The sequence below is a fragment of the Amycolatopsis sp. NPDC004079 genome (assembly GCF_040610415.1).
Taxonomy (GTDB): domain Bacteria; phylum Actinomycetota; class Actinomycetes; order Mycobacteriales; family Pseudonocardiaceae; genus Amycolatopsis; species Amycolatopsis halotolerans.
Genome location: NZ_JBEXMH010000036.1, coordinates 1 through 25,273, shown reverse-complemented (window position 1 = coordinate 25,273; position 25,273 = coordinate 1). Strand labels below are relative to the sequence as shown.

Annotated in this window: 26 protein-coding genes; 19 read left to right on the top strand and 7 right to left on the bottom strand. The window is 69.0% G+C overall.

What is annotated here, in order from left to right; all coding sequences use genetic code 11:
* Positions 1-27 precede the first annotated feature (27 nt).
* Positions 28-1,011, bottom strand: coding sequence for a helix-turn-helix domain-containing protein (locus tag ABZX37_RS30440; RefSeq protein WP_354745320.1), 984 nt, complete (start codon positions 1,009-1,011; stop codon positions 28-30).
* Between the two features lie 70 nt (positions 1,012-1,081).
* On the opposite strand from ABZX37_RS30440, the gene ABZX37_RS30435 reads away from it, so the two are divergent.
* On the top strand, positions 1,082-1,783 hold the full coding sequence (locus ABZX37_RS30435) for an NAD(P)H-dependent oxidoreductase (protein WP_354745318.1): 702 nt from the start codon (positions 1,082-1,084) through the stop codon (positions 1,781-1,783).
* Between the two features lie 70 nt (positions 1,784-1,853).
* Complete coding sequence (locus ABZX37_RS30430) at positions 1,854-2,690, top strand: SRPBCC domain-containing protein (RefSeq protein WP_354745316.1); 837 nt, start codon at positions 1,854-1,856, stop codon at positions 2,688-2,690.
* On the opposite strand, the gene ABZX37_RS30425 is transcribed toward ABZX37_RS30430, so the two are convergent.
* Entirely contained in the window at positions 2,687-3,505 is an 819-nt protein-coding gene (locus ABZX37_RS30425) for a GNAT family N-acetyltransferase (protein ID WP_354745314.1), read from the bottom strand. The two genes, ABZX37_RS30430 and ABZX37_RS30425, sit on opposite strands and share 4 nt — an antisense overlap.
* An 83-nt stretch (positions 3,506-3,588) precedes the next feature.
* Between ABZX37_RS30425 and ABZX37_RS30420 the strand changes: the two genes are divergently transcribed.
* The 6 genes from ABZX37_RS30420 (at position 3,589) to ABZX37_RS30395 (ending at position 9,216) form a co-directional block, all read left to right on the top strand.
* A complete protein-coding gene (locus ABZX37_RS30420) occupies positions 3,589-5,133 on the top strand; it encodes a hypothetical protein (protein WP_354745312.1) in 1,545 nt (514 codons plus the stop codon).
* Between the two features lie 14 nt (positions 5,134-5,147).
* Complete coding sequence (locus ABZX37_RS30415) at positions 5,148-6,785, top strand: acyl-CoA carboxylase subunit beta (protein ID WP_344288827.1); 1,638 nt, start codon at positions 5,148-5,150, stop codon at positions 6,783-6,785.
* A gap of 7 nt (positions 6,786-6,792) precedes the next feature.
* The gene (locus ABZX37_RS30410; protein WP_354745310.1) at positions 6,793-7,005 is read left to right on the top strand and encodes an acyl-CoA carboxylase subunit epsilon; all 213 of its coding nucleotides are present in this window, start codon (positions 6,793-6,795) and stop codon (positions 7,003-7,005) included.
* Positions 7,006-7,104: 99 nt separating this feature from the next.
* Positions 7,105-7,710 (top strand): PAS domain-containing protein, encoded by a 606-nt coding sequence (locus ABZX37_RS30405; RefSeq protein WP_354745308.1) that lies wholly within the window; start codon positions 7,105-7,107, stop codon positions 7,708-7,710.
* Between the two features lie 8 nt (positions 7,711-7,718).
* Positions 7,719-8,102 carry a RidA family protein gene (locus ABZX37_RS30400; protein WP_354745306.1) on the top strand — a complete coding sequence of 128 codons (384 nt, stop codon included), beginning with the start codon at positions 7,719-7,721 and terminating at the stop codon, positions 8,100-8,102.
* Positions 8,089-9,216, top strand: coding sequence for an alanine racemase (locus tag ABZX37_RS30395; RefSeq protein WP_354745304.1), 1,128 nt, complete (start codon positions 8,089-8,091; stop codon positions 9,214-9,216). Before ABZX37_RS30400 ends, ABZX37_RS30395 begins: the two co-directional genes overlap by 14 nt.
* A gap of 1 nt (position 9,217) precedes the next feature.
* On the opposite strand, the gene ABZX37_RS30390 is transcribed toward ABZX37_RS30395, so the two are convergent.
* Positions 9,218-9,622, bottom strand: coding sequence for a hypothetical protein (locus ABZX37_RS30390; RefSeq protein WP_354745302.1), 405 nt, complete (start codon positions 9,620-9,622; stop codon positions 9,218-9,220).
* A gap of 12 nt (positions 9,623-9,634) precedes the next feature.
* The gene (locus ABZX37_RS30385) at positions 9,635-10,246 is read right to left on the bottom strand and encodes a TetR/AcrR family transcriptional regulator (protein WP_354745300.1); all 612 of its coding nucleotides are present in this window, start codon (positions 10,244-10,246) and stop codon (positions 9,635-9,637) included.
* 73 nt (positions 10,247-10,319) lie between these two features.
* Here ABZX37_RS30385 and ABZX37_RS30380 point away from each other — a divergent pair, with 73 nt between their 5' ends.
* The gene (locus ABZX37_RS30380; protein WP_354745299.1) at positions 10,320-11,624 is read left to right on the top strand and encodes an MFS transporter; all 1,305 of its coding nucleotides are present in this window, start codon (positions 10,320-10,322) and stop codon (positions 11,622-11,624) included.
* On the opposite strand, the gene ABZX37_RS30375 is transcribed toward ABZX37_RS30380, so the two are convergent.
* Positions 11,614-12,330 carry a tyrosine-protein phosphatase gene (locus tag ABZX37_RS30375; protein ID WP_354745297.1) on the bottom strand — a complete coding sequence of 239 codons (717 nt, stop codon included), beginning with the start codon at positions 12,328-12,330 and terminating at the stop codon, positions 11,614-11,616. The genes ABZX37_RS30380 and ABZX37_RS30375 overlap by 11 nt on opposite strands.
* A gap of 252 nt (positions 12,331-12,582) precedes the next feature.
* On the opposite strand from ABZX37_RS30375, the gene ABZX37_RS30370 reads away from it, so the two are divergent.
* The 4 genes from ABZX37_RS30370 to ABZX37_RS30355 all read left to right on the top strand — a co-directional run bounded on the left by ABZX37_RS30370 (position 12,583) and on the right by ABZX37_RS30355 (position 17,721).
* Positions 12,583-13,191, top strand: coding sequence for a PadR family transcriptional regulator (locus ABZX37_RS30370; RefSeq protein ID WP_354745295.1), 609 nt, complete (start codon positions 12,583-12,585; stop codon positions 13,189-13,191).
* Positions 13,172-14,791 (top strand): DHA2 family efflux MFS transporter permease subunit, encoded by a 1,620-nt coding sequence (locus ABZX37_RS30365; protein WP_354745294.1) that lies wholly within the window; start codon positions 13,172-13,174, stop codon positions 14,789-14,791. Before ABZX37_RS30370 ends, ABZX37_RS30365 begins: the two co-directional genes overlap by 20 nt.
* 868 nt (positions 14,792-15,659) lie before the next feature.
* Positions 15,660-16,271, top strand: coding sequence for a nucleoside triphosphate pyrophosphatase (locus ABZX37_RS30360; protein WP_354745292.1), 612 nt, complete (start codon positions 15,660-15,662; stop codon positions 16,269-16,271).
* Between the two features lie 103 nt (positions 16,272-16,374).
* Positions 16,375-17,721 carry a dicarboxylate/amino acid:cation symporter gene (locus ABZX37_RS30355; protein WP_354745290.1) on the top strand — a complete coding sequence of 449 codons (1,347 nt, stop codon included), beginning with the start codon at positions 16,375-16,377 and terminating at the stop codon, positions 17,719-17,721.
* A gap of 42 nt (positions 17,722-17,763) precedes the next feature.
* Here the strand turns inward: ABZX37_RS30355 and ABZX37_RS30350 are convergent, their stop codons facing one another.
* Entirely contained in the window at positions 17,764-18,492 is a 729-nt protein-coding gene (locus tag ABZX37_RS30350) for a hypothetical protein (RefSeq protein WP_354745288.1), read from the bottom strand.
* Between the two features lie 29 nt (positions 18,493-18,521).
* Between ABZX37_RS30350 and ABZX37_RS30345 the strand changes: the two genes are divergently transcribed.
* The 5 genes from ABZX37_RS30345 to ABZX37_RS30325 all read left to right on the top strand — a co-directional run bounded on the left by ABZX37_RS30345 (position 18,522) and on the right by ABZX37_RS30325 (position 23,015).
* On the top strand, positions 18,522-18,842 hold the full coding sequence (locus ABZX37_RS30345) for an SAV_915 family protein (protein WP_354745286.1): 321 nt from the start codon (positions 18,522-18,524) through the stop codon (positions 18,840-18,842).
* A gap of 101 nt (positions 18,843-18,943) precedes the next feature.
* Positions 18,944-20,737 carry an acetyl/propionyl/methylcrotonyl-CoA carboxylase subunit alpha gene (locus tag ABZX37_RS30340; protein WP_354745285.1) on the top strand — a complete coding sequence of 598 codons (1,794 nt, stop codon included), beginning with the start codon at positions 18,944-18,946 and terminating at the stop codon, positions 20,735-20,737.
* A 54-nt stretch (positions 20,738-20,791) separates the two neighbouring features.
* The gene (locus tag ABZX37_RS30335; protein WP_354745283.1) at positions 20,792-21,355 is read left to right on the top strand and encodes a DUF1707 domain-containing protein; all 564 of its coding nucleotides are present in this window, start codon (positions 20,792-20,794) and stop codon (positions 21,353-21,355) included.
* Positions 21,356-21,363: 8 nt separating this feature from the next.
* Positions 21,364-21,750, top strand: coding sequence for a DUF1707 domain-containing protein (locus ABZX37_RS30330; protein WP_354745281.1), 387 nt, complete (start codon positions 21,364-21,366; stop codon positions 21,748-21,750).
* Positions 21,735-23,015 (top strand): sensor histidine kinase, encoded by a 1,281-nt coding sequence (locus ABZX37_RS30325; RefSeq protein WP_354745280.1) that lies wholly within the window; start codon positions 21,735-21,737, stop codon positions 23,013-23,015. The genes ABZX37_RS30330 and ABZX37_RS30325 overlap by 16 nt, the downstream gene beginning before the upstream one ends.
* Here ABZX37_RS30325 and ABZX37_RS30320 read toward each other — a convergent pair.
* Positions 23,009-24,463, bottom strand: coding sequence for a class I adenylate-forming enzyme family protein (locus ABZX37_RS30320; protein ID WP_354745278.1), 1,455 nt, complete (start codon positions 24,461-24,463; stop codon positions 23,009-23,011). The two genes, ABZX37_RS30325 and ABZX37_RS30320, sit on opposite strands and share 7 nt — an antisense overlap.
* Positions 24,464-24,612: 149 nt before the next feature.
* On the opposite strand from ABZX37_RS30320, the gene ABZX37_RS30315 reads away from it, so the two are divergent.
* Positions 24,613-25,146: a GNAT family N-acetyltransferase gene (locus tag ABZX37_RS30315; protein ID WP_354745276.1), complete on the top strand. Its 534-nt coding sequence runs from the start codon at positions 24,613-24,615 to the stop codon at positions 25,144-25,146.
* Positions 25,147-25,273 lie beyond the last annotated feature (127 nt).

The window sequence follows — 25,273 nt, the reverse complement described above, 5'->3', positions numbered from 1 at the left end:
GAACAGCGCTGCCACGGACCGCCGCATTCAGGCCGGTCGGCGGAACGTCGTCCGGTAGGCGCTCGGCGAAACCCCGAGCGCGGCCTGCAGGTGCTGGCGCAGCGACGCAGCCGTCCCGAATCCGCACGCCGCGGCGACCCGGTCCACCGGCAGCTCCGACTCCTCCAGCAACTGCCGCGCACGCTCCACTCGCTGCTGGGTCAGCCACTGCAGCGCCGACATCCCGACCTCGTCCCGGAACCGCCGGGTGAACGTGCGCGTGCTCATCGACTCGCGCACCGCCAGGTCGCGCAGCGTGATCGCCTGGTCGAGATGCTCCAGCGCCCACGCCCGCGCGGCCGAGGTGGACGACGACCTCGGCTCCGGCACCGGACGGCGGATGAACTGGGCCTGACCGCCCTCGCGATGCGGCGAAACGACCGTGCCGCGGGCGACCTCGTTGGCGACCGTCGCGCCGAAGTCGCGGCGGATCATGTGCAGGCAGAGGTCGATGCCGGACGCGACGCCCGCCGAGGTGAAGACGTTGCCGTCCTCGGTGTAGAGCACGTCCGGGTCGAGTTGCACGCGCGGGTATTCGAGCTGGAACTCGCACGCCGAACGCCAGTGCGTGGTCGCGCGCCGGCCGTCGAGCAGGCCCATCGCGGCGAGCACGTACGCGCCGGTGCAGATCGAGGCGATCCGGCTGTCCGGGCACACCAGGCTCATCGCGTGCTTGAGCTGCGGGGTCAGCTGCCGTCCGGTGGGCTCGTACTCGAGCGACGACGCGGGCACGATCACCGTGTCGGCCTCGGCCACCGCCTCCGGTCCTTGCGCGACCGGGATCGTGAAGTCCGAGTCGGTGCGGATGTCGCCGGGCTCCGGCGTGCAGGTGACGACCTCGTACAAGCGCTCGCCGGCCGCGGATTTGGCCTGGCCGAACAGCCGGTGGACGATGCCGAGCTCCATCACGAGCATGCCGTGCCGCACCAGCACCGCGACCTTGTGCCGCTCCGGATGACGAAAAACAGCCATGGCCCGATTCTTGCACAAGGTGGCCATCGGGCCACTGTTTTGGCCGTTTCGCCGGTTGCACCCTGGCCTCATGAACGTCTTGTGGATCTACGCCCACCCCGACCCCGCCTCGCTCAACGGCGCGCTCCGCGACGAGGGCGTCACCACCCTTCGCAACCTTGGCCATGACGTGCGCGAATCCGATCTCTACGCGATGCGCTGGAACCCGATCGTCGACGAGATCGCCACCGTGCCTGAGGACGTCCGGATCGAGCACGAAAAGCTCGACTGGGCGGACACCGTCGTCGTCCAGTTCCCGCTCTGGTGGGCGGACACGCCAGCCATCTTGAAGGGCTGGTTCGACCGCGTTTTCGTGCAGGGATACGGCTACGACTACCGCGACGAAACCGGCCATACCCTGCGCTACGGCAACGGTGTGCTGGCCGGGAAACGCGCGATGGTCATCGTCACCGCCGGGGCGCACGAGGACAGCCTCGGCCCGCGCGGCGCGCACGGTTCGCTGGACGATCTGCTGTTCAACGTCCAGCACGCGACGCTCTTCTACACCGGCATGACGGTCCTGCCGCCGCTCAAGGTGACCGGCACGAACCGGATGACGCCGGAGAAGTTCGACTGCGTCGCCGAGCGGCTGCGCAAACGTTTGCACTCCCTGGAAACGACCGATCCGCTGCCGTATCGCACGCAGGACGGCGGCGACTACGACCGGCGGCTCGTCCTGCTGCCCGAGGTCGCCCCAGGTCAGACGGGGTACGCAGTGCACCTGACGGCTTGACCCGTATATACCTCCGTGGTTATATACGGGCATGGCGATCCTGCGAACCACTCCTGGCGGACGACCGAGCGTGAAACTCGAACGGACCCTGGCGCATCCGCCGGAGAAGGTGTGGCGCGCGGTCACCTCGCCGGAAGAGCTGGCGCACTGGTTCCCGGCCGCCGTCGCCCTGCCGGAAACCCCGGCCCCGGGCGGGAAGATCACGTTCACCTTCACCGAGACCGGGGACGTCAGCGAGGGCGAGATCCTCGGTTACCGGCCGCCGGAGGTCTTCGAGTTCACCTGGAACTCGGACCTGATCCGCATCGAGTTGTCGGCCGACGGCGCGGGCAGCAAGCTCGCCTTCACGCACGTTTTCAACCGCGGCGAACCGGACCTCGCCCTGCTCGGCGCGGGACGGCACGTCACCGGCTGGGTCGCCTGCCTGGATTCCCTCGAAGCCTCGCTGGACGGCCGGACGCCGGAGATGCCGACCGACTGGCACGCGCGGATGGTGCGCTACATCGAGGAATTCGGCCTGGAGGACGGCGAAGTCCTGGACGGCGGGACGATCCGCTTCCGCCGCGACCTGGTCTGGCCGCCCGCCGAGGACGTCTGGAACCGGTTGCCGCAGCCGGAAGACGGCGCGGAGGTGCTGGAGTCGCGGTCGCCGGAGGTGCTGGCCCACACCTGGCTGCACGATGGGAAACCGGCTGGGCGCGTGCGGTGGGAGGTGACCGCGGATCCGCTGGACGGGGTGCGGGTGGAGCTGACGCAGACCGTTCCGGCGGAGCTTGCCGATCAGCTGCCGAACCTGCTGACGGGTCGGCATGAGCAGCTGAACGCGTTGTTCGCCGGGACGTTCAAGGTGGAGCTGGAGCCTTGGTCGGCGGAGCGGCGCGCCGAGGTCAGGAAGCGGTACAGCTAGCCGAGAGCGGTGTTGTACGGCGAAAACCGCACCTCCGCCGGTCCCGGCAACGCCTTTCCGTGGAGCACCAGCCGAGGGGCCGGACCGTGCACCGCCAGCCCGCGCGCCTCGCACCACGCCGACAGCTCCGGGAACCGGTGGTCCACCGCCAGCCGGAGATCGCCCGGCGTGGTGCGGGCGATGCCGCGGATCAGTGCGCGAGCCTGCTCCTCGTCCGCGGCCACCACCGGACCGATCACCAAGACTCCGGCCTGCGCGGTGCCGAGTGCATAACCGTCGTCAGTTACGTAGACGTGGTCAGCCTCGAACAGCATGCGGTTCAACAACTCCCGCCGCGCGAAGCCTTGTGAAGCACTGTCCAATTCGTACACTCGCGCCACGTCCGCCGGACCGATCGGCCGCGCCGCTGGACCACCGTCGTCGGTGAACCGGCCGCGATGGTCGTTGCAGCCGCCGTCGAATTCGAAGCCCATCGATTCGTACAGCGGACGCGCGTTTTCCGTGGTGTGCAAGGACACCACCGCATCACCGGCTTCGTCGAGCGCCCGCGCGGTCACGCGACGGCCGAGCCCCTGCCGCGCGAACCGCTCCGCGACGACGACCATCGACACGCTCGCGGTCGGCCCGGTCCGGGTGAGCACCGCCGCCGCGGCGAGGCCGCCGTCCGGGGCGTCGATGCCGAATCCGCGGCCGACGTCCAGCAGCATCGCCCATTTCCGCTCTTCGCGCGGCCACCCACGATCGGTTCCGAGGTCGAGGCAGGCGGACAGGTCGGCAGGCCCGAGCGAGCGGACCGAGGCGTCGGCGAGCAGCACGCTGCCCACCCTAGGCCGGAGAACGCCGGTCAGGGCCAGGCCGACGCCGAAAATTCAACTGACGCCCGGCATAGGCTTCGCTGGTGACCGACTCCGAAGTGCTGACCGTCCAGCAGGTTCTCGGCGACGGCCGGTTCGCCGAAGTCGGCGAGGTGCGGCTGACCGAGACCGATTCCCGCACGGGTCATGTGGCCGTCGGGGGTGCGCTGGGACGTCCGCTGTGGGCCGGGCACAGCGTGGCGAGTTCGTCCGGCCCGACCGCGTGGACCCGTGTCGGCGTCTACCGCGCCGACACGCTCGAATGCGTTCACCTCGTGAGCCTGCATTGGCCGGTCAATGCGTTGGCGTTCCATCCGGAACTGCCGATCCTCGCCATCGGCTCCGGGTCGTACGACGGCGGCTATTTCTACGAGGGCGAGCTGACCGTCCTCGACCTCGAATCCGGCCACGCGACCTCTTTGCTGAAGGACCGCCGTGAGGTCACCGGACTTCGCTGGCGCGACCGGCACACTCTCGACGCGAAAATTTCGGTCCCCACCGAGGACGACGAGAATGAGCTCGGCACCACCACGATGGACGTCGCCATCGCCGTGCCGGACTGGCGAGCGGCGAAGGCCCGTTCACTGCAGGTCAACGGCGTCGCTGTGGCACCGACCGCCACGCCGTTCGCCCCGGAAAAACGCCGACGGCAGGTGTGGGCGGTCGCCGCGTTGAGCGACGGGCGGATTCTCGCCAGTCTTGATCGGGTCGCCGTGGAGTGCTGGTCAGCCACCGGCGAACGGGAATGGTCCGTGTCCGCCTCGGGCGTCGGCTGCCAGCTCTACGTCGACCTTCACGAGAACACCGCCGTCCTCAACACCTGGACTGGCTGGGCAGGATCGGCCTCGACCGTCGAACGCGTCCGGCTGGCCGACGGACACGTCGAACCGGTCCGGGCCTTCGACCGCCCCGCCGTGGTCGTCACCGACGAAACCGGACAGCTCGCGATCCGCCCCGAAACCGGGCCGACCGAGGTACTGCCGTCGGAAAGCCGGGTCGAACTCGGCCGCTACGACCTGATCAACCACTTCTTCGACATCCGCCGCGCCCCCACGCTGCTGTTCCTGCAAGGCATGGGCGCCCGAGCGCACGAGGACAAATGGATCGTCGCCTTCGATCCCACACGGCAACGAACCGAGCGCTTGTTCCCGCTGGAATGGGACGCGGCGCAAGGCAGGCACCTCTTCGGCGGCCCGGGCGTCTTCGTCGACGGCTCGATCGTCCACGCCACCGCGGTCCACAGCGGAGCCGGACTACAGCCCGGCAATTCCTGCGTCGTCCGCCGCTCCTATCCCGACGGAAAAGCCCAGTGGGTCTTCACCGCCGACCACCAGGTCACCGCGATGGACACCATCGGGTGCACCGTCTACGTCGCGTTCAACTCCGGCGAGATCGTCGCCCTCGACGCCACCGACGGCCAACTGCTCGGCAGGCAACACCTGCAGGTCAACGGGCACCCGGTCGTCCCGCTCTCGATGAGCGCGGCTGCCCCGAACCGGCTGATCATCGGCACGCTCGACGGCCGCGTGCTGGTCTGCGACACAGCGACGAGGGAGTCCTACGCCACACGCGCGGCAACCGCGCAGTAGCTAAGCTCCGCCACATGAGCAGTGCGACGCAGCCGCTCGGGACGCCGCCCGAGGGAGAACCGGACATCCACACGACGGCCGGCAAGCTCGCGGATCTCTACCGCCGCTACGACGAGGCCGTGCACGCCGGTTCGGCGCGCGCGATCGAGAAGCAGCACGCCAAGGGCAAGAAAACCGCCCGCGAGCGGATCGATCTGCTGCTCGACGAGGGCTCGTTCGTCGAGCTGGACGAGCTGGCGCGGCACCGCTCCACGAACTTCGGGCTGGAGAAGAACCGCCCGTACGGCGACGGCGTCGTCACCGGGTACGGCACCGTCGACGGGCGTCCGGTGTGCGTGTTCAGCCAGGACGTCACCGTCTTCGGCGGCGCGCTCGGCGAGGTCTACGGCGAGAAGATCGTCAAGGTGATGGACCTGGCGATCAAGACCGGCCGTCCGATCATCGGCATCAACGAGGGCGGCGGCGCGCGGATCCAGGAAGGCGTCGTCTCGCTCGGCCTGTACGGCGAGATCTTCCGCCGCAACACCATGGCCTCCGGCGTCATCCCGCAGATCTCGCTGATCATGGGCGCGAACGCGGGCGGCCACGTCTACTCCCCCGCGCTCACCGACTTCGTCGTGATGGTGGACGAGACGTCGCAGATGTTCATCACCGGACCGGACGTCGTTAAGACGGTGACCGGCGAGGACGTCACCTTCGAGGAACTCGGCGGCGGGCGCACGCACAACACCAAGTCGGGCGTCGCGCACTACCTCGGTTCCGACGACGAGGACGCCATCGCCTACGTCAAGGAACTGCTCTCCTACCTGCCGCAGAACAACCTGTCCGAGCCGCCGGAGTTCGACGCGGACGCGCCGCCGGCCGGGTTCTTCGAGAACGTCACCGACACCGACCGCGAGCTGGACACGCTCATCCCGGACTCGCCGAACACGCCGTACGACATGCACGAGGTCGTCACCCGGGTGCTCGACGACGGCGAGTTCCTCGAGGTGCACGAGCTGTTCGCGCCCAACATCCTGGTCGGCTTCGGCCGGGTGGACGGCCAAAGCGTCGGCGTCGTCGCGAACCAGCCGACGCAGTTCGCTGGCTGCCTCGACATCGACGCGTCCGAGAAGGCCGCCCGGTTCGTGCGGACCTGCGACGCGTTCAACATCCCGGTGCTGACCTTCGTGGACGTGCCCGGCTTCCTTCCCGGCACCGACCAGGAGTGGAACGGCATCATCCGCCGCGGCGCGAAGCTGATCTACGCGTACGCGGAGGCGACCGTCCCGCTGATCACGGTGATCACGCGCAAGGCCTACGGCGGCGCGTACGACGTGATGGGCTCCAAGCACCTCGGCGCGGACATCAACCTGGCCTGGCCCACCGCGCAGGTCGCGGTGATGGGCGCGCAGGGCGCGGCGAACATCGTGCACCGCAAGACGCTGGCCAACGCGGCGGCGGAGGGTCGCGATGTGGACGCGTTGCGCGCCGATCTGATCCAGGAGTACGAGGACACCCTGCTGAATCCGTACGCGGCGGCCGAACGCGGCTACGTCGACTCGGTGATCGTGCCCGCGCACACTCGCGGCCACGTCGCCAAGGCGCTGAGCCTGCTGCGCGGCAAGCGCGAATCCATGCCGCCCAAGAAGCACGGCAACATCCCCCTGTGAGGTCGCGATGACGGACGCTCCCCTGCTCCGCGTAGTCCGCGGCAACCCGGACGACGCCGAACTCGCCGCGCTCACCGCGGTGGTGGCCACTGTCGCTTCGGCGTCGGCGCCCGCTCCGGCGCGGCGTCGCACGTCGTGGTGGGGCGGCCGGTCGACCGCAGTGCACGCGCCGATCGCGGCTGGTGACGGGGCCTGGCGCGCCTCAGCTCTGCCTCGCTGAAGTCTCTCTGGTTGATCCCGGTTTCCGAGCCGGGATCAACTTTGTGCCCACCTGCTAGACTCATTTTCTAAAGTTGGATATTGAGTCAAAGGCGGCAGCGTGGACGAGCACCTCATCCGGGAAACCGAGAAGATCGCGGTCGCGGTCGGCCGGATGTTCCCCGGCCTGTGCGAGGTCGTACTGCACGACCTGCGGGATCCGGACCACGCGATCCGCGCGATCGAGAACAACCTGTCCGGCCGCCAGGTCGGCGACCCGGCCACCGAACTGGGGCTGCAGCGGATCAGCGACCCGGACTACCCGAGCGTCCTGCAGAACTACGCGAACCAGTTCCCGGACGGGCGGCCGGTCAAAAGCACGTCGATCGGCATCAAGAACGCCGAGGGCGAGCACATCGCCGCGCTGTGCCTGAACCTCGACGTCTCGGTGTTGTCGCCGCTCACGCACACGCTGACCAACCTGGTCGCCACTGACGCCGCGCAACCCGATGTCGTCGAAGACCTGCGTTCCCGTACTTCGCGTGAACTGCGGGAACGGATCGAGCGTGCGGCCGGCGGCAGCCCACGTTCTCTTTCCCGCGACGCCAAACGCGACCTGGTCCGCCGGTTGCGCGACGAGGGGTACTTCGAATCCCGCGACGCCGCCCAGATCATCGCCGACCTGCTCGGAGTATCCCGGGCGACTGTCTACAACTACGCGAAATGAGCCCGTCGATGACCGAAATCGTTCTGCGCGACAGTCCTGAACTTTCCGCGCCCGGAGGGCATTACTCGCACACCGCGCAGTACGGCGGGATGGCGTTCGTCTCCGGGCAACTGCCCATCACCAGCGACGGGACCCGGCTGGTGGATGAGCCGTTTTCCGTGCAGGCCAAGCAAGTTCTGGCCAACGTCGACGCGTGTCTCGCCGCTGCTGGCACGAGCCGGGATCGGCTGCTGTCGGTCACCGTGTACGTGACCGACATGGGCGACTGGCCGGAGTTCGACCGGATTTACCGTTCCTGGCTTGGCGATCATCGCCCGGCGCGCGCGGTCGCCGGGTCGAGCACCCTCCACTTTGGGGCGAAGGTCGAGGTGCAGGCAATTGCCGCCGGCTGAGGAAACTCTGGCTGATCCGGACACGCCGTTCGCCGTCGTCGAGCTGTCTCGCGCCCAGCGCAACGCTGAATTCTTAGCGCAGCGGATGCGCGAACTCGGCGTTTCCCTGCGCCCACACACCAAAACGGCGAAGGCGTTGCCCGCGACCACGTTGATGCACGGCGGCAAGCCAGGCCCGATCACGGTGTCGACGCTGGCCGAAGCAGAAGCCTTCGCCGACGGCGGCTACACCGACATCACCTACGCAGTCGGCATCGATCCGCACAAGCTCCCGCGCGTGATTTCGCTGCTGCGACGCGGAATCACCGTGCGGGTGCTGCTGGACAGCATCGCGCAAGCCTCTGCGGTAACCGCTGCAGCACGCGAAGCCGAGTTACGCATTCCGTCACTGATCGAGGTCGACTGCGACGGTCACCGTGGTGGCGTACTGCCCGAAGACCCCGCGCTACTCACCATCGGACGACAGCTGCACGACTGTCTCGACGGTGTCCTCGTACACGCCGGTGAGTCCTACTTCGCGACAACCCCTGCAGCGCAGCGCGAAGCCGCCGCGCACGAGCGTGACGTCGCTGTCGCTGCAGCACAACGCCTTCGCGACGAAGGCCTGTACGCAGGCACAGTCAGCGTCGGCTCCACCCCCACCGCACACGCAGCCGACGACCTCACTGGCGTCACCGAAGTCCGCGCTGGCAACTACATCTTCTTCGACCTGGTGATGGCCGGGCTCGGCGTCTGCCGCGTCGAAGACCTTGCGCTGTCCGTGGTCGTCACCGTGATCGGACACCGCCCCGAGCACGGCTGGATCCTCACCGATGGCGGCTGGATGGCGTTGTCGCGAGACCGAGGCACCGCGAATCAAGCCGTCGACCAGGGATACGGCCTGGTCGCCGACCTCGACGGCACCCTGATGCCCGGTCTCGTAGTGACCGGCGCGAGCCAGGAACACGGAATCCTCACCGCGCGCGACGGGCATCCGCTGCCCGACCTGCCGATCGGCACCCGCCTGCGCGTCCTGCCCAACCACGCCTGCGCCACCGCCGCACAACACGGCAGCTACCGGATCGCGGAGAACGGCCGCCTCACCGGCACCTGGCAGCGAATGAGCGGCTGGTGAATCAACGTCCGCGCTGAGCCCAATCCGGAGCGTCAGCGCCCGCGTGCGCCAACAGCTCCTCCCGGGTGATCGAACCGAGCGGGCCGACTCCGCGCAGCAACAGGTAATCGCCCGCGTCGGCCTGGTCGTGCTCGATCTCGACGTCCTCGGCGTGATAGCTGTCGGTCCAGACGATCCGGACCTGGCAGCCGCCGTTCTGGGTGAGCGCGTGCACCTGCTGGACGGTCGCGAGCCGCGCCATCGGTTCCGATTCCCATCGCTGCTGCAGGAATCGCCAGCGCGAGGCCTGTTCGGCCGCCCGCAACCGCTGATCCAGCCCGCCCGCGCGGTCCCGGAAAATCCAGACAATCCCGGCCATGACCGCGGCGGCCACAGCCAGCCCGACCAGCCACCAGACCGTTCCCATGTCTCCAGGAGCCTACTCGGGCTGATGCTCCCGGAGGTATCGCTCAACCAGGCCATCTGTGAATTCCGGCGGCACCGGAGCGCCGGTGACCAGCACGCGGTAGTGGATCGGCCCGACGAGCTGTTCGACCGCGCTGTCCAGGTCAGTGTCCGACGGCAGTTCGCCGCGAGCAACGGCGCGTTCGAGCGGCAGCCGGTCGCGCGCATGCTGGCCGCGGATGTGGTCCTCACGCAGCAATCGGGCCAGGTCCGAGTCGTGCTGGGCCTGGCCGAGCAGCGTGCGGAACACCGCACCGGCGTCGGCGGTGGTCAGGAAGGACGCGATCGCGGCGAGGTGCGCGCAGAGGTCCTTGCGGAGGTCGCCGGTATCGGGCGGGGTGAGTTCCTCGACGAGGTCGTCGCCGAGGGCTTCGAGCAGAATGTCCACTTTGGACGGCCACCAGCGGTAGACGGTCTGTTTGCCGACGCCCGCTCTGGCCGCGATGCCCTCCATGGTGAGCCGGGCGAAACCGACCTCCACCAGCAGATCGTCGACCGCGTGCAAGACCGCGCGGCGCGCGTTCTCGCTGCGGCCGTAACGGTTCCCGTGATGCCGGCGCTCGCCGGGCTCAGTGACGTCGCCCACGTGCCGGAGTCTAGCCAAGACGCAACGTCTCGTCTAGCGTAGAGCGCACCAGCTCACTAGGGGGTTCTCAGTCATGTGTTCCGCGTGCGGGGTGCCGACGCACCAACCCGAAGCCGAGGCTGCCCCCGCGGCCCCGCGCAAATTCGCCGCGCTCTACAACAAGGATTGCCGTCCGTATCTGATCGGCACCGGGCTGGCGATGATGGCCGACAACGTCGAGCACGTCATCACCTACTGGGTGCTGTGGGAGAAGTTCCAGTCGCCCGCGCTGACCGGGTTCGAGGTGATCAGCCACTGGGTGCCGTTCCTGCTGTTCTCGGTGTATTTCGGCGGGCTGGCCGACCGGCACGACTGCCGCCGGATCATCCAGGCCGCGCAGGTGCTGTTCATGGCGGTGTCCGCGGCGTGGGGCGTGCTGATCCTCACCGACACCCTCGAGGTGTGGAGTGCCTGCGTACTGCTGATTCTGCACGGCTGCGCGGGCGCGATCTGGGGCCCGGGCGAGCAGTTGATGCTGCACGATTTCGTCGGGCCCGCCGAATTGCCGAGCGCGGTCCGGCTCAACGCCACCTTCCGCAGCCTGGGCATTCTCTTCGGCCCGGTTGTCGGCTCGGCCCTGCTCCTCGGCCTCGGGCCGGTGGCGGGCATCTTCGTGAACGTCGCGTTCTACCTGCCGCTGACGGTGTTCCTGTTCCGCACCAAGTTCACCGGCCACACCCGAGACGGCGGAATCATCCGCCGGCCACGGGTCGGGCTGATGGATTCGGTGCGGATCCTGAAGGACATCAGCGGGAATCCGACGATGGTCGGGATGATCATCCTCGCCGGGCTCGGCGCGTTCTTCGTCGGCGCTTCGATGCAGAGTTCGATGCCGATTTTCGCGCAGGACCTGGGCGCGGGCAGCGCCGGAACCGCGTACGGCGTGCTGCTGTTCGCCAACGGCGCGGGCGGCGTGATCGGCGGGATCCTGCTGGAGGCGACCGGAAAGATCAAACCGAACGTGCCCGCGGCGGTGATCAGCACGGCGGTCTACGGGATCTCGAGCCTGTTCTTCGCGATGACCGCCAGCTATCCGATCGCGGTGGTGCTGCTGGTGATCGGCGGAGTGGCGAACCTGGCGTCGATGTCGATCGGCCAGACCGTCGTGCAGCTGCTGGCGAAACCGGAGGAACGCGGCCGGGTGATCGGCGTGTACAGCGTGTCCGCGAGCGGTCTTCGCGCGGGCAGCGGATTCACCGTGGGGCTGCTCGGTTCTGCCGTCGGGGTGCACTGGTCGCTGGGCCTCAGCGCGGCCGCGCTGACCGTCGGCACTGGGATCGCGGGCTGGTATTCACTGGGCAGTCGCCGGGCACGGCAGCTGCATCAAGTCACCGACTGAGCCGGTCCCGAAGCCGGTCTACCTCGTCCGCGGCCATTCCGGCGCGGACGAGGTATTCGCGGACGTCGAATCCTTCGAGGGTCTTTATGACGGCTTCGCGGATGGTCGTTCGGCGGCGGGCCAAGGCTGCTTCGAGCAGCTCCGTTTGGTCTTCGACGCCTAGCGCCCGGTACAGCGGGAGGACGGCTTCGGTCGAGAGCGCGTAGTCAGCGGCGATGGTTTCCGGGTCGACGTCGGCCAGGGCCAGCAGGAGGAGCGAGACGAGGCCGATGCGGTCCCGTCCGGAAGTGCAGCGGAAGAGCACTCCGCCTTCTGCTTGGGCCAGTGCTCGCAGGACGGTTGCGCAGCGTTCTGCTTTGCGGTCAAGGAAAACGCGGTAGTACAGCGGGGTTCCGTCTAGCTGTTCGTCGGCGATGTACTGCCAGAACTCGGTGTCTTCGATGTCGTCCAGCGGGACTTCGCGACGCGTCATCCCGGACGGCACGGTGGCGGCATAGGTGCTGATCTCGGCGGGGTTGCGCAGGTCGAGGACGGTGCGCAGGCCGGATTCTCGCGCGCTGGCCCAGCCCTCGCCGGTGACGAACCGGAGACTGGCGGACCGGTAGAAGCGCGCGAGTTCGGTACTGCCGCCGGATCGGGTCGGGAGACCGCCGAGGTCTCGAGTGTTGAAGAAGCCTTCCCAGTCGACTGCCCGGTTCTCGCCCATGAGCCGATCTTGGCCCGGGTTGTCGGTCGCGGACAGCCTTTCGGGGCCGCGGAAGGGCCGTCGAACAGGCGATCGCCGGTTTTTGTCGGTGGTCCTGGTTACGCTCTCCCCATCTCGCAGCACCCATCACCGTCAGCCACAAGCTGCTCACCAGCTCAGATCACACTGGACCGCAGCTTGCTCCACACCGTATAGTCCACGTGGAATAACCCACTTGGTATCACTCGATTGGATTCCTGGAGGAACACCGTCATGGTCGCGGCCAAGCTCACGGCGCTGGGCGTCGCCGTGCTCGAGCTGCTGCACGAGCGGCCGATGCACCCGTACGAAATGGCCCAGCTGATGCGGGAACGGCACGTCGAGGCCCGCGTGAAGCTCAAGGCCGGCTCGCTCTACCACACGGTGGATCGGCTGCAGCGCAACGGTTTCGTTGACGTCGTCGAAACCCAGCGAGACGGCAGGCGGCCGGAGCGCACGGTGTACGCGATGACGGCCGCGGGCAAGGACGCCTTCCAGGAACGAGCCCGGCAAATGCTGGGCGACGTGGTGCCGGACTACAGCGACGTACTCAGCGGGCTCGCCGTGATCGACGATCTGGGGCGCGACGTGGCGCTGCTCGAACTGGAGCACCGGATGACCGCGCTGCGCGCGGCCGTGGCCTCCGACGAGGTGCTCATCGACCGGCTGGAATCCGACGGCACCCCCGACGTCTATTGGCTCGACTTCCGCTACAGCGCGGCACAGCGGAAGTTCGAGCTCGCGTGGATCGAGCAGCTGTTCGCGGACCTCGACAGCGGCCGGATCCCTTTCCAGGACAAGAAACTCAAGCTCAAGGAAGACCATGAACGCAAGACCGGTTAACCCGTGGGCCGCGCTCAGCGCGCTCTGCATCGGGTTCTTCATGATCCTGCTGGACACCACGATCGTGTCCATCGCGGTGCCCGCCATGCTGCAGCACCTCGGAGCCGGGCTGAACTCGGTGGTGTGGGTGATCAGCGTCTACCTGCTCACCTACGCCGTGCCGATGCTCTTCACCAGCCGCCTCGGCGACCGCTTCGGCCCGAAGCGCGTCTTCGTCGCCGGGCTCGTCGTGTTCACCGCGTCGTCCCTGTGGTGCGGCCTGTCCGGCAACGTCGAGATGCTGATCGCCGCCCGTGCCGTGCAAGGCCTCGGCGCGGCGCTGATGACGCCGCAGACGCTGGCGTTCATCAGCCACCTGTTCCCGCCCGCGAAGCGCGGCGCGGCGATGGGCGCGTGGGGCGGCGTGGCCGGCCTGGCCACGATCACCGGCCCGCTGCTGGGCGGCGTGCTGGTGCAGCACCTCGGCTGGGAGTGGATTTTCTACGTGAACGTGCCGATCGGCGTCGTCGCCATCGCACTCACGCTGTGGCTGGTGCCGGACTGGCAGCCGAAGCACTCGCACTCGTTTGATCTGCTCGGCATCCTGCTGTCCGCCGCCGGACTGTTCTGCATCGTGTTCGGCGTCCAAAATGGACAGCAGTACGACTGGGGCACCGTTTTCGGCGGCATCACAGTCTTCGAAATCATCGGCGCTGGCGTAGTACTCCTGGTCGCCTTCGTGCTGTGGCAGCACCGCAACCGCCGCGAACCGCTGGTCCCGCTGGCGGTGTTCGCGAACCGCAACTTCTCCGCAGGCACGCTCACCGCGACCACCGTCGGCTTCACGATGACCGGCATGTTCCTGCCGCTGATCATCTACATCCAGACGGTGCTCGGCCTCTCCCCCACCATGGCCGGTCTTCTCACCGCCCCGATGTCACTGCTGTCCGGCGTGATCGCCCCGTTCGTCGGCCGCGCCTCAGACCGGATCAACGGCAAGTACCTGGTGATGGGCGGCCTCGCGCTGCTGGCCGCAGGCGTGGGCATCATCGCGCTGCAAGCCCGTCCGGACACCAGCCCGTGGGCGCTGATCCCGGCCCTGCTGGTGTGCGGCCTAGGCGTCGGCTGCATCTTCTCCCCCATGAGCAACCTGACGATGGCGTCGGTAGAACCACGGCTCACCGGCACTGCCTCGGGCATCTTCAACACCGCCCGCCAGGTAGGCGGAGTCCTGGGCAGCGCCGCGATCGGCGTGCTCCTGCAAGCCCGGATCAGCGCTTCCATCACGAGCGAAGCCGCCACCGCCGCCCAGCAACTGCCAGAGCAATACCGCGCGCCGTTCACCGAAGGCATCGCCCACGCCGCCGCCTCCACCGGAGAATTCGGCTCCTCGGGCGGCCCGGCCCCGATCCCCGGCCTCCCGGCGGACATCGCCGCCCAAGCAGGCCGCCTCGCCGGGGAGGTAGTCCACAGTGGACTCACCGACGCCGCCCGCGCGACGCTGATCCTGCCGATCGTGGTGCTGGTACTGGGAGTCCTGTCAGCAGCGGCTTTGCGCCGGGTGACTCCCCGGTCGCACACGCCGGCGCCGACCGCCCCGACCCCGGAACCGGCCCGATGAACAGCTGACCCCGACCCGCCCCGGCTGGGCAAACCCCAGCCGGGGCAGGGACTTCGGGAAGGACAACGCGAACAGGAAGGACAAGGCAGGGCAAGCCGAAGCGCCTGAACCGGACAGGTTCAGGCAGGGCCGCGCCGCCGCAGGTATCGGCGGCGACGGCGTGATCCGCGGCAAGGCGGCGCTGCGCGCGTACTGGGCCGAAGGGCCGCGCCGGAGCCGGACAGGATCCGGGCGGGGCCAGGCCGCCGCGGGCCGAGGCAGGGCATCCCGGAACTTTCGGCGAGAAAGCCGGAGCGAACCGCACGGTGCGGCCCGAGCGCGCCGTGCATCGCGCAGCAGCGGTGTTGCGGTGTTGCGGTGTTGCGATTGCGTTGCACCACAAACCGCGCCTGGGGCAGTCCGCGCAATGCGGCCGCAACGTCTCCCGATCCTCAGCGACATCGCAGCCCGTTCCTCGCCCGCACTCCTCGTCCCCGCACCTCGCTCGCACTCCTCGCCCCCGTTCCTCGCCCGCGTTCCTCGCCCGCGCTCCCCGTCCCGTTCCTCGCCCGCGCTCCTCATCCCCATTCCTCGCCCGCGCTCCCCGTCCCCGCTCCTCGCCCGCGCTCCCCGTCCCGTTCCTCGCCCGCGCTCCTCATCCCCATTCCTCGCCCGCGCTCCCCGTCCCCGCTCCTCGCCCGCGCTCCTCGCCCCCGCACCTCGCTCGCCGCTCGCCACACCACGCACCGCGCACCGCGCACCACGCACCAAAATCACCCAACTCGGCAACCTGGCGCACAACCCCGCCTCCGAATCCCGGCCCCCACGCGAACCCGCCAGCCCGGGTCACAACCCCACACCCCACCCAGCCGAGGTAGCGTTCGCGACCGTGCGTCTAGTCCTCGCCTCCCAGTCCCCCGCCCGCCTCTCCGTGCTGCGCAGCGCCGGTCTGGACCCGGCCGTCGTCGTGTCCGGCGTCGACGAAGACGCCGTCGCCGCCGCGCTCACCGACCCGGCGCCCGCCGAGCTCGTCACGGCGCTCGCCAAAGCCAAGGCCAACGCGGTCGTCGAGATGGTTTCCGAACCCGACGCCGTGATCGTCGCCTGCGACTCCATGCTTTCCATCGGCGGCGAGATGGTCGGCAAGCCCGCCAACGCCGAAGTCGCGAAGCAGCGCTGGGCGAGGATGGCCGGCAGCTCCGGCGTCCTGCTCACCGGGCACGCCGTGGTCCGGCTCGACGGCGGGCAGCGCACCAAGGAAGCCTCCGGCACGCGGTCCACCACCGTGCACTTCGCCAACCCCAGCCAGGCCGAGATCGACGCCTACGTCGCGACTGGCGAACCGCTGCACGTCGCGGGGGCGTTCACGCTTGACGCGCTCGGCGGGTGGTTCGTCGAGGGCGTCGAGGGCGACCCCTCCAGCGTGATCGGGATCAGCCTTCCGCTGCTGCGGCAGCTCCTCGCCGAGGTGGGCGTCGGCGTCACCGAGATGTGGAAATAGTTCACATACTGGGACGATGTGTCACTCGGACGAGTGATCAGGGAAAGTCGATCCCGGCCCGCATCCGGGCCAGCGGAAACTCTCGACCTCCCTGGGGTGGCACATGTCCTTCGTCAGGACGTATACCAAACCGCGCGTGTTCGCCGCGGCCGTGCTCGGTTCGCTTGTCGTGGGCGCCGGCCTCGGCGTGCTCGCGCGGACGACCGAAGCCGGCTGGCTGACCGACACCCTCGACCAGATCGGCACGATTTTCACGACCCTGCTGCAGATCGCGGTGATCCCGCTGGTCTTCACCGCGATCGTGGTCGGCATCAACAGCCTCCGCGGCCTCGGCGGCGGCCGCACCGCCGCGCGGCTCGGCGGCAAGACTGTGCTGTGGTTCGCGATCACGTCGCTGATCGCCTCGCTGGTCGGGATCGCGATCGGCAAGCTGTTCAACCCCGGCTCCGGCGGGCTCGGCGAAGGCGTCGCGGCCACTGCGAAGAACGCCGACAAAGCCGAGATGAGCATGAGCCACTGGGGTTCCTGGGACGCCTTCATCAAGGGCCTGCTCCCGGAAAACTTCTTCTCCGCCTTCGCCGAGGGCAGCACGCTCCAGGTGCTCTTCCTCGCCGTCGTGATCGGCGCCGCCGCCTACAGCCTTGGCGACAAGGCGAAGCCGTTCGTCGACTTCACCACCAGCGTCTTCGAAATCATCCAGCGCTACCTCGGCTGGATCGTGCGGCTCGCGCCCATCGGCATCATCGGCCTGATCGGCGCCGCGGTCTCCAACTACGGCGACGCGCTGTTCCGCCCACTGCTGTCGACCACGCTCGCGGTGTACGTCGGCTGCCTGCTGATCCTGTTCGTGGTCTACCCGATCCTGCTGCAGTTCGTCGCCAAGGTGAACCCGCTGACGTTCTTCGCCAAGGCGGGCACCGCGATCCAGTTCGCGTTCGCTTCGCAGTCCAGCTCGGCGACGCTTCCGCTGACCCGCCAGTCCGCGGTGAACCTCGGCGTCGACCCCGGGTACGCCGCCTTCGCCACCCCGCTCGCCAGCGCGACCAAAATGGACGGTTGCGCCGCGGTGTTCCCGGCGATCGGCGCGATCTTCATCGCCAACCTCTCCGGGGTGCCGCTGAGCTTCGGGCAGTACGTCGGCATCGTGGTCGTCGCCGTGCTCGGCGCGCTGGCCACCGCGGGCACCACCGGCTGGCTGACCGCACTCACCCTGACCACCGCGTTCATCGGCCTCGACGCCAAGCAGGTCGCGATCGGCATCGCGCTGATCTACTCGGTGAACCCGATCATGGACATGATGCGCACCGCCACGAACGTCGCGGGCCAGATCGTGGTCCCGACCATCGTCGCCCGCAGCGAGGGCCTGCTCGACGAGGAGATCCTCAACACCCAGACCGCTCGCCCGAACCACCGCGACGAGGGCGGCGCCGCCCGTCCCGCAACCGCCTGACGCTTCGTGCGCGGCGATCCCGGCGAGAACCGCGATCGCCGCTCACGAGGTGCCGGAACACCGCCGCAGCTGGGATTTCTTCAGCTCGACGTCCGGCCAGCCGCGGAAGTTCGACGGCGAGGTGACGGTGCTCGTGCAGCCCATCACCTCGCCGTCGAGTTCGTACACCTCCGCCACCACCGGGGCCGCCTGGCAGCGCGGCGAGCCGGACACCGCCTGCGGGCATTCGTGCCGGACGACGATCACGTCCGGACGGCCGTCCTGGCTCACGTCGTAGAGCGACAGCGAACCCGCGTCGGAGAAGTACGGCTTGCCGTAGTCGCGCCACACCCCGCCGGACGCGGTGAGCAACTCGCCGTACGAACCGCCCGCCGCGTCGCCGCGGATCAGGCACGCGGCGGTCGACCCGTCGACGCAGCGCAGGGAATTCGCCGTCAGCTTCGCGCCCAGGTTCGTGATCGCCAGTTCGAACTCGGTGCCCGGCTGCTGCCCGACCTGGACCCGGCCCCATCCGCCCGCGGCGTCCGCCAGCAGCACGACCGGGGTCCCGCCGACGCTCATCGCCGCCAGCTGCTTGCAGGGGCCGTTCCCGCAGGTAGCGGACGATCCGTTGACCGGAGCCGCCGCGGGCTCGCGCGGCGCCATGGTCACCGCGCCGTCCGGCTTCGGGCGCAGCACGACGACCACCACGAGCGCCGCCGCCGTCACCACCGCCGCGAGAACGGCGGTGAGCAGCGCGGATCGCGGGATGCGCTTCGGCCAAGTCCCCATATCCGAGACTGTAAGCGACCTTGCGCACCGTGTCCGTCTATGTTGTCGGAGTGACGAACCCCAATCTGCCCCCGGCGCTTTACCTGCCGACCGGCCCCACCGGCCCGACCACCGACGGCCAGACCGGAGCCAACGTCGAACTGCGCCGCACCCCCGACGGCCGCACCGCGCTGGTCGCGTTCACCGCGCTCGACCGGCTCGTCGACTGCTGCGGCGAGCACCAGCCGTGGATCCTGGTCAACACCGAGAATCTGGCCCTGGTGCACCAGGTCAACCCCTACGACGTGATCGTGCTCGACTCCGAACTACCGGCCGAACTCCGGCATCAGGCCCCGGCCGAACGGGTATAAACAGGACCGAACTGGGTGGTCCACCTCTCAATCCAGGCTCTGTCCTGATCCGTAGACTCCCGGTTGACCAGCAGCGCGGCGACGGGCACGGGAGGTATGTGGTGAGCGAGCAGGACACCGCGAGCACAGGCGGTCCGGTGACCAAGATCCTGGTCGCGAACCGGGGCGAGATCGCGGTTCGCGTGATCCGGGCCGCGAAGGACGCGGGCTTGCAGAGCGTGGCCGTGTACGCCGACCCGGACCGCGACGCTCCGCACGTGCGCCTCGCCGACGAGGCGTTCGCCCTCGGCGGGAACACCGCGGCCGAAAGCTACCTCGCGATCGACAAGATCCTCGACGCCGCCAAGCGGGCCGGCGCCGACTCGGTCCACCCCGGCTACGGCTTCCTTTCCGAGAACGCCGAGTTCGCCCAGGCCGTCCTCGACGCGGGCCTGACCTGGATCGGGCCGAGCCCGCAGTCGATCCGCGACCTCGGCGACAAGGTGACCGCGCGGCACATCGCGACCCGCGCGGGCGCGCCGCTAGTGCCCGGTACCAAGGAGCCGGTGAAGGACGCCAGCGAGATCGTCGCGTTCGCCGACGAGCACGGCCTGCCGGTCGCGATCAAGGCGGCGTTCGGCGGCGGCGGCCGCGGCCTGAAGGTCGCCCGTACCCGCGAAGAAATCCCCGAACTGTTCGAGTCCGCGACGCGCGAGGCGGTGGCCGCGTTCGGCCGCGGCGAGTGCTTCGTGGAGCGCTACCTGGACAAGCCGCGGCACGTCGAGGCGCAGGTGCTGGCCGACCAGCACGGCAACGCGATCGTTGTCGGCACCCGCGACTGCTCGCTGCAGCGCCGCCACCAGAAGCTGGTGGAAGAGGCCCCCGCGCCGTACCTGTCCGACGACCAGCGCGCCCGGATCCACGAGTCCGCCAAGGCCATCTGCAAGGAGGCCGGCTACTACGGCGCGGGCACCGTCGAGTACCTCGTCGCGGTCGACGGCACCATCTCCTTCCTCGAAGTGAACACGCGGCTGCAGGTCGAGCACCCGGTCTCGGAGGAGACCACCGGCATCGACCTGGTCCGCGAGATGTTCCGCATCGCGCGCGGCGAGAAGCTCCGGATCACCGAGGACCCGGTGCCGCGCGGCCACTCGATCGAGTTCCGCATCAACGGCGAGGACGCCGGCCGCGGCTTCCTGCCCGCGCCGGGCACGGTCACGAAGTTCGTGGCCCCGTCCGGGCCGGGCGTGCGCGTCGACTCCGGCGTCGAGTCCGGCAGCGTGATCGGCGGCCAGTTCGACTCGATGCTCGCCAAGCTCATCGTCACCGGTTCGGACCGGCGGAACGCGCTCGAGCGCAGCCGTCGCGCGCTGGCCGAGTTCGAGGTCGAGGGCATGGCCACGGTGCTGCCGTTCGACCGCGTGATCGTCGACGACCCCGCGTTCATCGGCGACGACAACGGCTTCAGCGTGCACACCCGCTGGATCGAGACCGAGTTCGACAACAAGATCGAGCCGTTCGTCGCGCCGGACGTCGAGGCCGAGGAAGAGGCGCCGCGGCAGAACGTCGTGGTCGAGGTCGGCGGACGCCGGCTCGAGGTGTCGCTGCCGGGCGGGTTCGCCCTCGAAGGCGGCGGCGCGCCCGCGGCGACGAAAGCCAAGCCCCGCAAGCGGGCCGGCGGCGCGAAGGCAGCGGTGAGCGGCGACGCGGTCACCGCGCCGATGCAGGGCACCATCGTGAAGATCGCGGTCGAGGAAGGCCAGCACGTCGAGGCGGGCGAGCTGATCGTGGTCCTCGAGGCGATGAAGATGGAGAACCCGGTAACCGCGCACAAAGCGGGCACTGTCACCGGGCTTTCGGTCGAGATCGGCTCCGCGGTCACACAGGGAACGCAACTCTTGGAGCTCAAGGACTGAAGTTGTGCTGAATGTCGTGGGTGCCGCGCGCTCGCGCGGCCTACCATCGACAACGTGACTGAGGTTCCGTCTCCGCAGCTGCGGATCAGCGACCAGGAGCGAGAGTCCGCGCTGAATGCGCTCGGTGAGCACATGAGCGCGGGGCGGATCGACATCGACGAGTTCGGCGAGCGCTCCGCCCGGATCACCGCGGCCAAGACCCGCGGCGAACTGGGCGAACTGTTCAACGACCTGCCGGTGCCGCATCCGGTGTTCGGCGCGGGCGCGACCGCCGCGCCAGAACCGGCCGCGGCGCCACCGCCGCCGATGCCCGTTCCGCAGCCCGCGGCGTCCGGCGAGGTGGCCGCGCGGCAGCCGGAGTGGTCGGGCGGGCAACGCGCCGTCGCGGCTTTGATTCCGCTGGTGTGGATCGCGGCGATCGCCTTGATCGCCACCGGCACCGCGGGCTGGCCGGTGATTTTCGCGCCGATCGCGCTCACCGCGGTCGGCCGCGCGCTCTGGGGCAAGGGTTTCGAGCACCATGACCATCACCACCGCCACGACCGGCACCGGGAACGCCGCGAGGAGTTCCGGGCGATGCGCGACGAACACCGGCGGCAGCGCCGTCTGGATCCTTGAGGCGGACCATGCCTGACCTGCGGTTGAGCGACGACGAACGGCAGGACGCGCTCGACGTCCTCTCCGAGCACGTCCGCACCGGACGCCTCGACATCGACGAGTACGGCAGCCGTTCGGCGAAGGTCACGTCGGCCAAGCTGGTCAGCGAACTGGTGCCGCTGTTCGACGACCTGCCCTCGCCGCGCCCGAGCGCGCTGCTGGCCACGGCCCGGCCGCAACCGGCCGTGCCGTCCGCCGCTGGCAACGGCAAGGTCGGTTCGTTCGTGATGCGGTATTCGGTGCCGCTTTCGATCGCTCTCGCGGTCATCGTGCTCATCGTGACGCGCGGACGGCTGCTGATCGTGTTCGCGCTGCCGTTGCTGCTGATCCTGCTCAGCGGATGGCGACGCCGCTGAGCCCGCCAGAACGCGCGCCGCGGTTCAGTCCGATGATGGGGCTGCGGCCGGGCTCAGTCGATCCGAGGGCCGAGCGATGGGCGGGCCCGGTGTTCGCCGGGATCGGGATGCTGGCGCTCGCCGTGTGCACCATCATCGCCGCAGGTCAGCCGCACGGCCATCCCGCCCAGTGGCGCACCACGCTGCTTCTCGCCGCGGCGACCGGGCTGTGGCTGCTGGTGCTGATCCCGGTCTTCCCGCACCGCACGCGAAACCCGTGGCTGGCCATCGGATTCTTCGTCGTACTGCTGGCCGGCGCGACCCTGCTCGCTGCCCGGGTGGACCCGTTCACCGCCTTCGCTTCCATCGGCTACCCGATCGCATTCGTGTTGTTCCCGACGCGCTGGAGCATCTTCGCGGCGGCTGCGACAGCGGTGGTTCCGTTACTGGCCAAGGGAATTTGGCAACCGTCGCCGCCATGGATCACCGCGGTGTCGATCGTCGGACCGATTCTCTACGTGGCATGGTTTGTGGGCGCGGAGAACGAGCAACGCCGTCGCACCAACGAAAAGCTCGCGCAGTCGAACGCACAGCTGGAAACGGCGTTGACGGAAAATGCCGCGCTGCACGCACGACTGCTCACCCAAGCCCGCGAGGCAGGGGTGCTCGACGAGCGACAGCGGATGGCTCGCGAAATCCACGATACCGTCGCCCAGGGATTGACCGGCATCGTCACGCAACTGCAGGCTGCCGACCGGGCCACCGAAGCCGCGGATCGGCAACGGCATCTCGACCACGTGCACACGCTGGCGAAGGACAGCCTCACCGAGGCGCGCCGAGCGGTGCAGGCGTTGCGCCCGGAGCCGTTGGCCGACTCGCACCTGCCGGAAGCGTTGGCAGGCTTGGCGAATCGAGTGTCCGATACTTCTGGCGTCAAGGTGACAACCGACGTCGAAGGCGACGCGCGACCGTTGCTGCCGGAACTGGAAGTGGCGATGTACCGGGTGGCGCAGGAAGCCTTGGCCAACGCGGAAAAACACGCGCGCGCCAGCCGGATCGGGATCACGCTGACCTACACCACCGACCTGGTCATGCTCGATATCCGCGACGACGGACGTGGTTTCGCCCCCGGTGACCGCGGCGACGGCACCGGCTTCGGGCTGGAAGCGATGCGCCAACGCGTGCAGCGGGTCGCGGGTTCGCTGGCCATCGAGTCCGCGCGGGGTGAAGGGACCGCCGTGCACGCCGAGTTCCCGGCGATCCCTTCACCCGGCTTAGGTCATTGACCGCCCGCGGTACGCAACTGCCGCCGCAACACCTTGCCGTTTGCGTTGCGCGGCAACGCTTCCAGCCACGTCACGTCTTGCGGCACCTTGTACCACGACAGGTGCTCGCGAGTCAGCGCGACCAACTCCGCGCCCAGATCGTCGTCGCCGGTGCCTGAAGTGGCGACCACGTATGCGCGCAGTGTCGTGTCCCCCGCCTCGCGCCGCACCGCGCTGACCGCCGCTTCGCGCACCTTCGGATGACTTTCGAGGAGCCGTTCGACCTCACCGGGCACGACATTCTGCCCGCCGATCACCTCGACGTCGTCCAGCCGTCCGTAGACGTGGATGACGCCCTGTGCGTCGATCGACCCGAGATCGCCGGTCGACCACCAGGCGTTGGTCACCTGATCCGGGCCGAGGCTGCCCCGAGCGACGCCCCGCGTGGCGAACGGGACCAGAACCTGCAGTTCGCCCTGCACACCGGCGGCCACCTCCTGCCCGCCGACCACCACGCGCGCCGAACGTCCCTCGAAAGCCGGCCCGACCGCCGACGGGTCGGCGTAATCCGCCGGTCGGCCGACGGCGTACCCGCCGGCTTCAGTAGCCCCGTAGAGATTCACCAAGCGATCGCCGAAGACCGGCATCAGTTTCTCGCGCAACCGTGCGGAAAGCACCTCGCCAGCGCACATCGCGCCGCGCAACTGTCCGAGTGTCTCGGCGTGCCCCGGCTCCTGCAGCAGGCGCGCGTAGAAACTCGGCTGCGCGAAAAGCGTCGCTACGTTGTGGCGGCGGATCAGCTCCAGCGCGGCGGCCGGGGTCGCGCGCGGTCGTGAGAGCACCGACGTCTGGCCGGTGCACATCGTGGCCATCGCGGAGGAGTACAGGCCGCCGGAGAAGTACATCCGCGACACCGAAAGCGCGACCGTGCCGACCCCCTCCGTGCTGAGCATCGACGGATCGAAATTGCTGTGCAGGTAGAAGCACAGCTTGGGCGCGCCGGTGGTCCCGGACGTGAACATCGCGTGCGACGGATGATCTCCGCCCGGCGCGAACTCCGTCTCCGGTTCCGCCTTCGCCAGCCGATCCGCGTCGGTCGTCGGGGCGAGACCGGCATCGTCGAGCCAGCCCGCGGTTTCCGGGTCGACGACGATCAACGCGGGTTCGGCGGTGCGGATGTCGCGGGTCAGATCGTCGTGGCTCATCTGGACATTCACCGGAATCGCGACGATTCCGGCCTGCCACGCGCCGAGCAGGCACCAGACCATTTCGACGCTGTCCGGGAGCGCGAGCAGAACGCGATCGCCGCGGCGCAGCCCGGCGGCTCGGTAACCGCCCGCGACGCGCGCGGCCCCGGCGTAGACCTCGGCGAACGTCCAGGTCCGGTCGTCGGCGAGGAAAGCGGGAAGGTCGTCCCATCCGTGCAGACGGGAATGTTCGGCGGCAAACTGGGTCAGATTGTCCGGCATACCGGCAACGCTGCCAGTGTGATCATCACCGCGCGACGGCTTTTCCCCCAGCACTGCCCGAAACGGCAAGGATTTTTCACCCTGGCTCCCGCCCCGGTCGTGACGCGGCACGCAGCCGTTTTCCGGTTCCGGACGGTTAGGCTCGAGTTGTGGAACCCGTGGAAATCAACGCGGGCGCGTACTACCTGCGTCAGCTGCGCGCGGACCGGAAGCTCGACGACCGGCCCGCGCTGATGGAGGCGTTCGCGGACCCGCGGCATCGGCGGTACGTGCTGAATTACCGGCTGCGCACCCCCGACGAAGCCACCGAATACGTGACCCTGCGCGCCGCGCAGTGGGCGTGCGACGAACGCTGCTCGTGGGCGGTCGCGGAACCGGCGACCGGCCGCCTGCTCGGCGAGGTCGGGCTGCGCGACCTGGACCTCGACTTCGGCACGGCCGAGGCGTCGGTGTGGACGCATCCGGCCGAACGGGGCAAAGGCATTGCGGCAGCGGGACTTTCGGCCGCGATCCAGTTCGGCTTCGCGCGGCTGGGGTTGCACGAGATCGCTTACCGGCACGACGAAAGCAACACCGCGTCCGAGGTCGTCGCGCGGCGGGCCGGGTTCAGCCGGGTCGGGCCGGAGGAGCGGCCCTCGCCTAGCGGGGAGACGCTCATCCGGTGGGTGCTCAAGCCCTCGTGACTGCCTACGCCAGTTGGAGCGGACACTCGCGCTGGCTGCCTGCGGTGGGGCGCGCCCCAATGTGGCATTGGGTGCGTGGGATGCACCCAATGTGGCGTTCGGTGCGTGGGACGCACCCAATGCCACA